The following is a 12484-nucleotide window of genomic DNA, read 5'->3' as shown; positions in this document are numbered from 1 at the left end:
ATCTAGAATAGAATATGTTCGTTCGCAAATACTTCTGGCAAAGATTTTTTTATGCCTTGCTGAGAACAAACACACTCCCTTCGTTACCTCTGCCAATACGTAGATCATGATCTATGTAGGTAATGTCCAGCCATCCTTGCTGTTGCTCATTGTTAATTACAGAGTCAAAAGCTGTAAACTTCTTTCCTGATTCGATTTGTTGGATAAACGTTGCAGGTGATTGATAATCAATTAACTTTTGCAGGCCAACAACGAACCGTTTGAACTTGACCTGAACTCGACGTTCGGAGACTGGTTCAAATTTGGCGGCTACGCTAACTAATCCTTCTAAAGAGGGTATTCCATAAATTTCAGCAATGTTATAAACACTGTTAGTTTCCACTCTAATAGATTGGTAAATTTGACCAAGTTGACAGAAAGGGAAGCGATCTAGGTTCAACAAAGCCTTGCTGGTAGTGTAAAGTAGTCGCCAGTCGCCGTTTAGTAAGTGAGTTGCTTCTAAAGGGCGCGGTGTTGGGTTAAAGTCTTCTAAATTGGCGATCGCGGCTAGGATAGCCTTTTTTTGAGTTGCGGTTGCTAGTAAACCCCTATTTGTACCTGCAATTGTATCTAAGAGAGCAGTTTTTGCTACCATTGCTTTCTACCTCAAAATTGGACTACGAAATCAGAGTTAACAAGAAATTTATGTTTTATTTGCATGGCAATTTAATTTAGAATATGCCTTATTGATAGGGATAGGGCTATTGACTATTAAATAAATTTTTGTGTTTAATTCGGATTGATCCATCAAAGAGTTGAATCATGAATTAAAATATCCCGTATCAAATGATAGACTCTTAAATGTTCAATTACATAAACCAACTCCTGTCTTCGTTGATATGTTAAATTCTCCCCTAATTGAGTATCCCCGGAATAGACGAGCTACTATTATTCCCACTAGGCCAAATTCTTCTATTTTGGATTGGCTAGAGGGTAGTGGAAGGCTAATACCACGTAACTCAAGTGAATCAGATATTTCCCGACCAGAAGCAGAAATTTCCGATTTTTTAGGGGGAGAAGATGGAGTAACTGATCCCGACTATGATGATAATGATATCAGCTTAGATGAGGATTAGCATGGAAGACATTGGGACTAAAATTTATAAGTGGTCTCAGATGTCGTTTTTTTTTAGTGTGGAGTGAAGGAATAAATTTCTGTGGACGCTAAACTATCTCCTAATCAAGGATTGAACATTTCTGGTATTTGGTTAGCCTCTTTGTTAACCTTGTCGCTGACTACAGCTGCATTGATTTTAGATGGGATAGCATATAGGCCATCCTGGAATATGACCTCGCTCACTATGCCATTTTTATTATGTGCGGTGGGTGCTGGTGTTGCTGGTTACTGGGTTGTACCTTTGTTGCAAGCCTTGAAAGCAGGACAAATTATCCGGGAGGATGGACCCCAAGCACATCTGAGAAAAGCTGGTACTCCAACTATGGGTGGGATTTTCTTCATACCTGTAGGTGTAGCTGCTGCTTGTATTTTGTCTAATTTTGCTGAAGATGTAGTTGCTGTTTCTGTTTTAACACTCAGCTATGGTTTAATTGGCTGGATCGATGATTGGCAAATTTTGCGCCGCAAATCAAATAAAGGTATATCTCCTAAGATGAAACTGGCTTTGCAGATTCTTTTTGCGGCTGGTTTTTGTGTATGGATGGTTTTGAATAGAGACTTTAGTATAACAAATATAGCCTTGCCTTGGGTGGGGTTTTCTTTACCTCTAGGTTTGCTGTTCTGGCCTTTGGCTGGTTTTGTGCTAGTGGCAGAGAGTAATGCTACTAATTTAACAGATGGGATTGATGGGTTGGCTGGGGGTACTGTAGCGATCGCTATTTTTGCTTTAGGGGTCTTAATAGCACCTACTTCACCAGCTTTAATGATTTTCTGTGCAGCTATGAGTGGTAGCTGTATCGGATTTTTAGCCCACAACCGTAACCCAGCCCGTGTATTTATGGGTGATACCGGTTCTCTGGCTTTAGGTGGTGCGTTAGCTGCTGTAGCACTTTTAACCAATAGCTTGGCGGCGTTGTTTATTCTCAGTGGGATTTTCTTTGTGGAAACCCTGTCTGTAATGGCACAGGTTAGTTATTACAAAGCTACCAAAGGGCCAGATGGCAAAGGAAAACGGTTATTTAAAATGGCACCTTTACATCATCATTTAGAATTAACAGGCTGGTCAGAATTACAAGTAGTTGCTGTGTTTTATGTCATTGCTGCTATTTTGGCTACTATCTGTTTGACAAGCATGAGATTTTGAATCTTTAACAAATTAGCAATATTGCAATTTAGATCCCCTATTTCTTCTATGAAGTTGGGGATCTTGTTTTTGATTACTTTTGCATTTGAGTAACAAGATGAACAATTTCTGGTAGTATGAGTTTTTCCATTCCTAAACGGACGGCGTTACTAGAACCAGGTAGGGAAAAAATGAGTTTATTTCTATAAGTACCAGCCACAGCGCGAGAGGCGATCGCCCGTGAACCTATTTCTTGATAACTAAGAAACCTGAATATTTCCCCAAATCCTGGTAAAGTCTTTTCTAGTAACTGAGCGATCGCATCATAAGTTGTATCTCTGGGTGCAATTCCTGTCCCACCATTAAAAATAATCACATCTATATTTTGATTTTTATTTAAATTCTCTATATATGCTTGGATTTGTGCTGGTTCATCTTTAATAATTTGATAATCTGCAATCAGATGATTCGCAGTTACTAATAATTCCTGAATTAGTTTTCCACTTTTATCTGTTTCTGAGGTGCGAGTATCGCTGACAGTGACAATAGCACAGTTACAGTTTACTATTATCTGTTCTGAATCTGGATGTGGGTGTGATTTGATCATATATCTATTATCCCTGTAAAACCGCACTCACAGTTAACTGAATATCAGAAAATAAAGGCGAACCAATCACCATATCACCAGTAAAAACCTGCTCATCATAAAAACCTTCCACCCATTCCAAAACAGTTACCTTTTTCTGCATGGGATCAATAATCCAATATTCAGCAATACCCCGCGCTGCATACTCAGAACGCTTATAACGATAATCTCGATTTTCTTGATTAGGACTTACCACTTCAACTACTAACAAAGGAGGTGGCATATCCATTAAAATTAGAGAACGTTTAGCATCTGTCATCACTTGGGCTAATTCTTCAGAAAATATCACTAAATCTGGAACACGCACCCCCACCATCCGACTATTTACAGCTATTTCTGTTTTCATACTCAAGCGGTAATAGGGAATACCTAATTTAGAGAAATATATTAATAAAAAAGTAGCTATGCGCCGATTTAGTTCACTCTCAAAAGGCATAACAATTAATTCTCCATTTTCCAATTCATATAAATTATCTGTACCGTCATCAAATTCTATAAATTCCTCAAAAGTCATTTTTTTAGCAGTTGTAACTGTCATGACTATTACTCCTATAAACTGCTGATATTTAATATTTTAACAACCTCCCTTGATGGGGTGATGGGGAGGTGGGGAATTATCAAGTCAAAAGTCAATCTATGGCTAACGCCACGCTACGCGAATGACAAGCTCAGTAACCAGTCAAAAGTCAAAATTAAGCACTTCTGTACCAATGACTAATGACCAGTGACTAATGACTACTTAGGATTTACTTAATCCCAGACCGTTTTCTTCAGCGTACCGATTCATAAAACGCATAAAACGATCCCACTCTTCAACGCTTTTCATCAGGTGAAGTGCTTCGACAATCTCTGGTTTCCCATTTACAAATTTACCCTTGACTTCGCGGGTAACAATTTCACCTTCTTCGTCAATCATATACATCCCAGTAATTTCTTCTGTGCTATCTTCACTGAAGGCTTTGGGATTGGTAAAAGTAAATGTTGCTGTACCTTGGTCACCACTACGTGATCTTGTCAACTTTACATCTGGAACTACTGTTTCGTCCACGCCTCTAGAAAACTGGATTTTTGCCATGATTAATGTATTTTAAGTTTTGTGATCTTTAGTTTAATATTCTCTCATCATATAGCAGGCATTTAACGATGGTAGTTCGATCTATTTCTCAGTTGCGTTTAAATCGCTGGTTATTTACCGCACTAGCGATGTTGTCAATTTTGTTAGTTAACATCCTCAATTTGCATGATGTCACAGCTGCAACCGCAACTAAACCTAAAAATGTCATTCTGATGATTGGGGACGGTATGGGCTGGGAAATGGCACGTGCTGGAGCGATCGCCAAGGGATATAATTACACTACGGGTAAAGGCGAAGGACTCAGCTTTCAAAACCTGGAAAACTACGCTTTAGCTACAACCTACGGTACGACAATTGCTCCCGGTAATGGAGTTTTCAAAACCAGTAACTCTGCGTTGACTAACAGTATTTCCATCACTGGTGGTAGTCCCATGTTACCAGGTTTCCGTTTCCAACCAGAATTTAATCCCGGAATTAATGCTAGTGGTGGTGCAAAAAATCCCCAACCCAACGCTGTTGGTAATTTAGTCGGTTATGATCCCCAACGGGGAGGAATTAATCCTTGGACTCCTGGAAATGACCCAGAATATATTAAACATAGTTATCCTGACTCCGCAAGTACAGCGACAACTTTGTACACAGGAGTTAAAACCTATAACAATGCAATTTCCGTAGATATATTTGAAAAACCACTAGAAACCATTCTCAAAACTGCTGCGGATGCAGGAAAATCTACAGGTATTGTTACCTCTGTACCGATTGATCATGCTACACCTGGTGCTGCTGCTGCAAATGTCAATCGTCGTCAAAAATATGATGGTGACTACCCAAGTTTAGATAATATTTTACAGCAAGAACTTCGCATATATCAACCGACAGTAATTTTAGGTGGTGGACATCCTTTAACTGGTGCGAATAATCAATCTTTACCGATGGGTGTAGAACCAGCGACCAAGTTTCAATATATTACCCAATCAACTTACAACGAATTAAAAAATAATCCCAATCAAAACCGCTATGATTACACATTTTTAGAGAGGGGAAAAGACGCAGCAGATCAATTAAAAGAAACTGCGAGTAAATTAGATCCAAATCAAGGCGATCGCTTATTAGGATTATACGGTGCTAGGGGACAAGAAGGCAATTTACCTGTGAGTACAGCTAATGGAGATTATAGCAACACAGGTTTAAGTATCTTTTCTTTATTTAGTTCCCAAGGTCAAAAACCTGACAAAATTCGTCCTTTATTAAATGGAGAAACAGACCCATCATTTATTGCGAGAGAAATCAATGAAAATCCCACCCTTAAAGATTTAACATCTGCTGCTTTAGATGTTTTATCAAAAGATCAAGATGGATTTTGGTTAATGGTAGAAGGTGGTGATATTGATTGGTCTGCACATGATGATAATTTAGATAATTTGATTGGTACGGTTTTGGATTTTGACAAAGCTGTAAAAACTGTAATTAATTGGATTGAAAATAACGGTGGTTGGGAAAATAACTTATTAATTGTCACCGCAGATCATGATCATTATTTAACATTAAATCCTGATTTTTCAGAACTTTTAAAATCACAAGGTGCAGAAGCTTTAACTGCTGAATTTGATCCTCAGAAAGCGGGACATTTTTGGGGTTCTGATGCTGAAATTAAATATGGTTGGGGAAGTCATACAAATCGTCCAGTTCCTGTTTATTATCAAGGTCAAGGTGCGGAAGTATTAACTAAATCTGTAGGTAAAGGTTTTAAACTTTATGGTTTTGATATTCCGGGAATTGATGGTTTAGTAGATCAAATTCACATTTATCAAACTCAATTAGCTGCGGTGAAATGAGTAATACTAATTCTATATCTGAATTTACCTGAATTTACCTGAATTTACCTGAATTTTTGAAGTCCTGAATTTAACTGAATTCTTGAGTTGAGAAGATAGGTATGATTTGAATGTACATGAAACTGAGAAAAATCATGGCTCAAACTGTTAATCTTTCAACTTACGAGCTTTTAGTTAAACCTATAATTGACAGTCCAGCGCCACCAAATCGTACAGTTATTCAAGGTTATTTTTTGACAATTGCTAATCCCACTTTTAGTAATTTAGAAATACAGTTGTCTTTCACAGCTTTAACACCTTTCTTCAATTCCAGCACATTTGCTGCATTTTGGGATGTTGATGGTACCAACAATGAACTAGTACCAATAGTAGACTTCCCATGTTTGCGAACCTACAGATTTAAACTTCCGGCCTTGGATACAGGTTTATTCCTATTTTTACCAGATGTTCGAAATGGTAGAGTTGTTGCCAGCAGAAGCACTGAAATTCGTGGCTATGTCAGGCTATCAATTCCTTCAGCTTCTAGAATTCCTAGCGATAATAGCATGAGAACTTTGTTAATTTCTGCACAGCAGCGAGGCACATTCTTACCTCAAGGTAATATTAATGCGCCAGCCGTCGGTGATTTCGACCAGCTTTCCTACAGCTTGCCCCTAGCAAATGGTGGCTCTGAAGTAACTTTAGAGACTGACATTAATTCTAATTCTATAAGTTCACTTACTCTGATACCGCGACAGGAAATATTTGATGCAATTGAGAAAGAACCTAGCTTGCTTAGTAGCATCAGCAGCGATCAGTTTTCTCAACAAATAAGCAAACTTAATCCTGATGAACAGCGTCAAATGCTAAACATACTGTTAGAAAAATTCGATGTCAAACAAGCATGAGATTAGTTAGTTAAAAATTCCCAATGTTTGAGCGTCTTAACAATTTAGAATAGCCTCTAACAAATGTTTATCAGGTAAATGTAGCAACCTGCAATCAACGATGATTGCAGGTTTATAGATTTATATTTGCAAGTTGCTACATCTTATTAGCAAACCAGAAAAACCATGAAATCAAAAATGAAATTTAAACCTATTTCTCATAGCTGGGTAGCTCTACATCCAAAACCTGAAGGAGTAATTCAATTTGTTGGTGGAGCTTTCTTTGGCACATTTTGGCCAATGCTTTTCTACCGTTCTCTACTTCAGCGTTTATTTAATGATGGTTATACAATTGTTATTTTGCCATTCAATTTTACCTTTGACCATTATGCCGAGGCTGGCTTTTTAATCAGAGAACAATATGAAATAATGCCAGAGCTTGTTAGAAGATCAATATTTGCTGGCTATGACTATAAAACCTATCTTGATGACCAAAACTTTTCTTGGCTAGGTCATAGTATTGGCTGTAAATATATTGCCCTTTTGGAAGGATTTAGTGCCTTACCTGAAATTGGTAAACCTAGTGATCCTGATTATTGTCATAATATTGAAAAACTGAGGCATTTTATTGATTGTATAGTTAGATCAGCAAATACAACAGAGTCGGAAATAAAAATTAGAAGCAAAGTTGAAAGTATCTTGACAGACCTTTTAATTCTGATTAATAATCTAGAAATAAAGCGTCAAGAGGCTAAAAAATTAATTCAATATTACATCAGTGGAGAAGAAAATTTTAACCAATTGCAAGACAGCATTAAAATTAGCAGCATCTTTATTAAAAATCAACCCTCTTTACTATTAGCTCCTGTCAATACAGGTCTTGATAGTGCTATCCCTCAACCTTTAGCAAGTATAATTATTGGCTTAGGTTTTAATGTCAAACCAACTCCAAAAGAAACCTATGCCTTAATCAAAAAAGGTGATCTATTTAATATTATGGGGTTAACTTCATTCAAAACAGATAAACTTGCTCTATCAAGTGTTCAGTGGTTGGAAAATAAGTTTAAAAAACCACCTGAAGGTTTTAACGAAGATTTAAAAGGTGGACATTTAAGACCTTTGGGTATTCGATTGGGAAATTTTGCTATCAATTTTCCAATTCCCACTATTGAGTCCATACACAAACGAAATACAGAGTTTGAAACTCCTGTAAGTGAATTATTTGACCGTTTAGAAGATAAACAGGCTAATATTCAAAAATAGTAAATAACAGGATTCGTAATCAGGAGTTACACAACTGGCATATTTTAACCATTATTTACATTCACCTGATTCCTAATCACATCACCAAAATAACTCCGATACAATTGACAACTTGTTTCCACTTCATTACCTACAAGCTTCACCAAACCCATATTTTTCAACTGATAAGCTGACATTGTTTCCAATCGCACTGGTTGAGGAGAATTAATCACCGTTTGCAATGCTGTGAGCAATTCTGGTTCTTGTTGCAACCTCAACCAGAGTTCCCGCAAATAATGACGATAAATACCTGCATCGGTAGAAGCTTCTGCTAACAACTTGTTTAGGGTGATATTTGGATAATTTTTGAGGTGAGAAAATGCCAGTTCCAACAAATAAGGATGACCACCTACTAATTGCATTAAAGAATCTACTAAAAATGAATCTCCAACGAATCCATATTGTTGGGAAAATCTCTGAACTTCCTCTTTAGTTAATTCTGGTAATTCTATCGGTAATCCTATATTAAAAAGCGATTGATTAAGATTTGTGTGTATATAAATGTCCGGAGAATAAGCAATTGCTAACCGCAGTTTTTTCCAGTTTGGACGATTTCTGGTTTTCTCATACCAAGAACGCAACAAAGTAAAAAAATCTTTGTAAATTTGAGGATAAGGGAAAAGCACTTCTATATCATCTAAGTATAAAACTAGAGGGGTTTCTGCTGCTGCTAAGAGATATTCTAATAAATAAGTTGTACAACTTACCTTCGCACCCATACCTTCTTCATCCCAATATTTATCTAACTGGTTAGGTAACTTCAGTTCTCGGCTGAGATTGAAACAAAACCAGCGTAAAAATTTATTCAGGTCTATCAGATGAGTTTGCGTATCTACCATCTGTAAACTTAAACTGACTGTACGATAGCCTTGCTGTTTCAATTTAGCTAACACCCTTTCCATCAGGGAAGTTTTACCCATTAATTTAGGAGCTTTTAGCCAAATTAAAGAACCAGGTTGTAAGAGTTTTTCAGAGCAGAGAAATTCAAGAGCAAAACGCTCCACATATAATTCTGGAATCGGTAATTTATCTTTAGCTTGAGTTAAATATAAAGAACTAGTTGTTTCTTTGACCTTACTATTATCCCGGAAGTTATTAATAGTTATTGGTGCTGAAGTCGGTAATAAATCTTCATCTGTAAACTGCTTATCCCAACACTGCTTTTCCCAGTATCGTTTTAAAGCTGCTTTAAAATTACTTTTTTTGACCTTTTCTCCTAGAGCTTTGGTCAGTAATTTCCACAGCTTTGGGGCAATATCTTGACTAAGATAACTTTTTGCATACTGATTATTAGCCGCAATTGTATCGTATTCTTCTCGTTTCCACGCTCCTTTAATTACTATGATTTCAACATCAGTTAAGCCTCTATAACATTTTTTTAAAACCGCTTCATTAGCAATTTTAATTGCCTGATCTACATTTAAATCCATAGCCTTGATAAGTAAAAGGGCGTAATTAGTTAATTGCTTTGATTAATTTGCACGCTGGTCTTACTTTCAAGATAATGTCCTTGAGCAATGGCTAATCTCCATCACTGATTTGATAAGCTTGGCAGTTCCCCCGCTCTCAAGAATATCATGTATCTCACGAAACATAACTATTGTGATGCTAATAGTTAGGATAAAACATGGCTACGTTCAAGCTTCGCTATCAGACAATAAAAGGCTTTTAACTTTGTTACTTAACTCACCATCAATTTCTTGTACAGATTCTTACCAAGCTTTACCTGTATCTAAATCAGGAAATAACCGTAATTCTAAACACTTCTTAACTATCCAATCTAATATGAAACTGCATATACATACAGCATATTTCTTTCATGAAGGGTACAAAATTGAATAATGAAACTTTTATGGTGCGTATATCTTGCCCGCTAGATGTGTACCTCATAACATTGGGAAGTGCTGTACCTAAAATTGCCTAACAGGTCTATTCTAGATATCAGCATCATCAAAAAATGCTATGTATGAATATACCTGAACATAAAGTTAGTTATTGACTAATTGACTTCAGATACTCAGTTACTGAATAAATGACACATAAAAATTGAGTGGATAAACTTTACTGGCTTGACGAGATTAAATTATCAGACCGTGCTAAAGTTGGCGATAAAGCCTTTTACTTGAGCAGAATCGTACAGAGTGGATATCCTGTAGTATCTGGTTTTGTAATATCCGCAGATACTTGGAGGGAATTTCTGGAAACCCTCCACAGTTCTGAGTCATTAGTCGCTGACTTACCCCATTCTTCTTTACATTTAGATGTGGGTAACTGGCAGCAACTTCAGCACGTGGCTAGGTGCTTACGTCAAGAGGTTCTGGATGCTAGTCTACCAAGCCACTGGGTAAGTCAAATTTCCCAAGCTACAAAGACCTGGGACTGTCAATGTTTAATTTTGCGACCGAGCCTAAATATATCATCTGGCACTCAACAATTGGAGCATATTTCTGGCTTGTTAGAGTCAGTGTTTTGTCTCTGTGATCCTGAAGAAATAGCTCAAGGATTGAAACAAACTTGGAGTCAGTTATTTTGTGCCAGGAGTTTACTGTATTGGCAAAAAGTAGGGGTAAATTTACAACAAATTAATTTAGGCATATTGGTGCAGCCTGTAGAGAATGTAATTGCTTCCGGTGTATTCAAAGTTAATAATTATGGTGCAGAAATTGAAGCTACTTATGGATTAGGACTAGCCATTACCAAAGGTGAAGTTTTACCGGATATTTATTATATTGAAGATAAGACTAAAGTCATCAAAGAAAAACAATTAGGAAATAAAATTATTGCTTATTCTGTTGATCCTAATCCTGCTTTCTTAACTGATGAATCTCAACCCATACAATCAGTAAAAAAATATAATAATTGTTGTTTTGCTTATCTCCTAAATGAAGAGAAACAAAAACAGTATTCTTTGTCAGATGAACATATAAAAGAAATCATTATCCTGGGCAATCAATTAGTTGATGAAATTGGGAATAATTTAACCATCAAGTGGAATATTACCGACAAAAATCAAGCATCAAAAATCTATATTGATCAAATAAACATACCTCAAAATTTTAATTTTGATTGGCAATTGATTAAGGGCATAGGAGCATCTAAAGGACGTGTTATAGCTTCTGCTTTTGTGATCTTGAGCAATTCACAACCTAAAGTAAAACAAATACCCAAGGGAGTAATTGTCATAGCACCAGCAATTACCACAGATTGTTTGCCTCTACTACATGAAGTAGCCGGAATTGTTACAGAACGAGGTGGTTTAACTAGCCACGCAGCAATTTTATCCAGGGAATTAGCTATTCCATCTGTCGTTAGTGCCAAAAATATTACAAGCCAGATTAAAAGTGGAGAAAGAATATTAATGGATGGTAGTACAGGAGAAATTTATCGTCTTTCTGATAATGAAAGTTTGAATAATTATGAGATTAAAAAATGGGAAAAAGACCAAAAAATGTCATTACAAACAAACATAAAAGAAAGACAAATAAATAATTCTCAACATCAGACTAACTTACCTATGATTTCTACTCAACTATTGGTAAATATCAGTCAAGATAGTTTGATTGATAAAGTCCAAGATTTACTCATAGATGGTGTAGGTTTATTACGTTCAGAGTTAATGATATTAAATATTTTAAAAGGGGAGAATCCTTTAGTTTGGGTTTTGAATGGGAGAAAAATAGAATTATTAGAAGTTTTATCTGAGCAGATTGAAAAATTTGCCCGTGCTTTTGCTCCTAAACCAATTTTATATCGTTCTCTAGATTGGAGATCACAGGATTTATCTTTATCTAAAGATACAAAACAATCTTTACAAACATCAATACTTGATGAGCATGGTACTTTAAGTTATTTGAAAAATCCCGCAGTTTTTGAATTAGAATTAAAAGCCTTGGCTGCTTTACAAAAAAAAGGGTACAAAAATATTCATTTAATGTTACCTTTTGTCCGAACTGTGGAAGAGTTTGTATTTTGTCGTCGTAAAGTTGAGCAAGCTGGATTAACTCAGGATTCTTCTTTCCAATTGTGGATTATGGCAGAAGTACCAAGCATACTATTTTTATTGCCAGAATATATTAAAGCTGGAGCAAATGGAGTTTCTATAGGCACGAATGACCTCACTCAATTAATTTTAGGAGTTAACCGAGAATACGGAGAATTATCAAGTATGTTTAATGAATGTCATCCTGCGGTAATGGCTGCGATCGCTCAGTTAATTAAAATGGCTAAAGCTGGAGGTATTCCCTGCTCAATCTGTGGTCAAGCACCGGCTTTATATCCAGAAATTATTGATAAGTTGATAGAATGGGGGATAACTTCTATCTCTGTAGAGCCTGAAGCTATAGAAACCACTTATACCGCTATTGCTCGTGCCGAACAACGAATTATTCTAGCTGCTGCGAGAAAACAACTTGGTTATTTATGAATAAAATATAGCTGATCATTGGTATTTTTATATAAGAAGCTATGTTTTTCCACAATTT

The 12484-nt window shown here is 36.4% G+C and carries 11 protein-coding genes and 1 pseudogene; 6 read left to right on the top strand and 6 right to left on the bottom strand.

Going from position 1 to position 12484, the window contains the following annotated elements:
- Positions 1–49: 49 nt before the first annotated feature.
- A complete protein-coding gene (locus WJM97_RS14060; RefSeq protein WP_353929422.1) occupies positions 50–634 on the bottom strand; it encodes a PAP/fibrillin family protein in 585 nt (194 codons plus the stop codon).
- Positions 635–878: 244 nt separating this feature from the next.
- Between WJM97_RS14060 and WJM97_RS14055 the strand changes: the two genes are divergently transcribed.
- Both WJM97_RS14055 and mraY read left to right on the top strand, forming a co-directional pair.
- Entirely contained in the window at positions 879–1115 is a 237-nt protein-coding gene (locus WJM97_RS14055; RefSeq protein ID WP_353933173.1) for a DUF3134 domain-containing protein, read from the top strand.
- Between the two features lie 81 nt (positions 1116–1196).
- Complete coding sequence (gene mraY / locus WJM97_RS14050; protein WP_353929421.1) at positions 1197–2300, top strand: phospho-N-acetylmuramoyl-pentapeptide-transferase; 1104 nt, start codon at positions 1197–1199, stop codon at positions 2298–2300.
- Between the two features lie 73 nt (positions 2301–2373).
- On the opposite strand, the gene WJM97_RS14045 is transcribed toward mraY, so the two are convergent.
- From WJM97_RS14045 to psb28, 3 genes are all read right to left on the bottom strand, one after another.
- The gene (locus WJM97_RS14045; protein WP_353929420.1) at positions 2374–2886 is read right to left on the bottom strand and encodes a MogA/MoaB family molybdenum cofactor biosynthesis protein; all 513 of its coding nucleotides are present in this window, start codon (positions 2884–2886) and stop codon (positions 2374–2376) included.
- Between the two features lie 7 nt (positions 2887–2893).
- On the bottom strand, positions 2894–3463 hold the full coding sequence (locus WJM97_RS14040) for a Uma2 family endonuclease (protein ID WP_353929419.1): 570 nt from the start codon (positions 3461–3463) through the stop codon (positions 2894–2896).
- 201 nt (positions 3464–3664) lie between these two features.
- Complete coding sequence (psb28, locus tag WJM97_RS14035) at positions 3665–4000, bottom strand: photosystem II reaction center protein Psb28 (RefSeq protein WP_353929418.1); 336 nt, start codon at positions 3998–4000, stop codon at positions 3665–3667.
- A 68-nt stretch (positions 4001–4068) separates the two neighbouring features.
- On the opposite strand from psb28, the gene WJM97_RS14030 reads away from it, so the two are divergent.
- From WJM97_RS14030 to WJM97_RS14020, 3 genes are all read left to right on the top strand, one after another.
- The gene (locus WJM97_RS14030; RefSeq protein WP_353929417.1) at positions 4069–5835 is read left to right on the top strand and encodes an alkaline phosphatase; all 1767 of its coding nucleotides are present in this window, start codon (positions 4069–4071) and stop codon (positions 5833–5835) included.
- A gap of 134 nt (positions 5836–5969) precedes the next feature.
- On the top strand, positions 5970–6722 hold the full coding sequence (locus WJM97_RS14025) for a hypothetical protein (protein ID WP_353929416.1): 753 nt from the start codon (positions 5970–5972) through the stop codon (positions 6720–6722).
- 165 nt (positions 6723–6887) lie between these two features.
- Positions 6888–7964, top strand: coding sequence for a DUF1350 family protein (locus tag WJM97_RS14020; protein WP_353929415.1), 1077 nt, complete (start codon positions 6888–6890; stop codon positions 7962–7964).
- Between the two features lie 44 nt (positions 7965–8008).
- On the opposite strand, the gene WJM97_RS14015 is transcribed toward WJM97_RS14020, so the two are convergent.
- The gene (locus tag WJM97_RS14015) at positions 8009–9433 is read right to left on the bottom strand and encodes an AAA-like domain-containing protein (RefSeq protein ID WP_353929414.1); all 1425 of its coding nucleotides are present in this window, start codon (positions 9431–9433) and stop codon (positions 8009–8011) included.
- 285 nt (positions 9434–9718) lie between these two features.
- A pseudogene (locus WJM97_RS14010) lies at positions 9719–9787 on the bottom strand (D-tyrosyl-tRNA(Tyr) deacylase); the annotation flags it as partial.
- A gap of 266 nt (positions 9788–10053) precedes the next feature.
- Between WJM97_RS14010 and WJM97_RS14005 the strand changes: the two are divergent.
- Complete coding sequence (locus WJM97_RS14005) at positions 10054–12426, top strand: putative PEP-binding protein (protein WP_353929413.1); 2373 nt, start codon at positions 10054–10056, stop codon at positions 12424–12426.
- Positions 12427–12484: the final 58 nt, after the last annotated feature.

Source organism: Okeanomitos corallinicola TIOX110 (assembly GCF_038050375.1).
Classification (GTDB): Bacteria; Cyanobacteriota; Cyanobacteriia; order Cyanobacteriales; family Nostocaceae; genus Okeanomitos; species Okeanomitos corallinicola.
The sequence above is the reverse complement of the archived record's forward strand: the minus strand, read 5'-3'. Positions and strand labels throughout refer to the sequence as shown.

Excerpts from the sequence above, each read along its gene's own strand:
- WJM97_RS14030 (WP_353929417.1), top strand. The coding sequence starts at position 4,069 with ATGGTAGTTCGATCTATTTCTCAGTTGCGTTTAAATCGCTGGTTATTT.
- WJM97_RS14040 (WP_353929419.1), bottom strand. The coding sequence starts at position 3,463 with ATGACAGTTACAACTGCTAAAAAAATGACTTTTGAGGAATTTATAGAA.
- psb28 (WP_353929418.1), bottom strand. The coding sequence starts at position 4,000 with ATGGCAAAAATCCAGTTTTCTAGAGGCGTGGACGAAACAGTAGTTCCA.
- WJM97_RS14060 (WP_353929422.1), bottom strand. The coding sequence starts at position 634 with ATGGTAGCAAAAACTGCTCTCTTAGATACAATTGCAGGTACAAATAGG.
- WJM97_RS14055 (WP_353933173.1), top strand. The coding sequence starts at position 879 with ATGTTAAATTCTCCCCTAATTGAGTATCCCCGGAATAGACGAGCTACT.
- WJM97_RS14025 (WP_353929416.1), top strand. The coding sequence starts at position 5,970 with ATGGCTCAAACTGTTAATCTTTCAACTTACGAGCTTTTAGTTAAACCT.
- WJM97_RS14045 (WP_353929420.1), bottom strand. The coding sequence starts at position 2,886 with ATGATCAAATCACACCCACATCCAGATTCAGAACAGATAATAGTAAAC.
- WJM97_RS14015 (WP_353929414.1), bottom strand. The coding sequence starts at position 9,433 with ATGGATTTAAATGTAGATCAGGCAATTAAAATTGCTAATGAAGCGGTT.
- WJM97_RS14020 (WP_353929415.1), top strand. The coding sequence starts at position 6,888 with ATGAAATCAAAAATGAAATTTAAACCTATTTCTCATAGCTGGGTAGCT.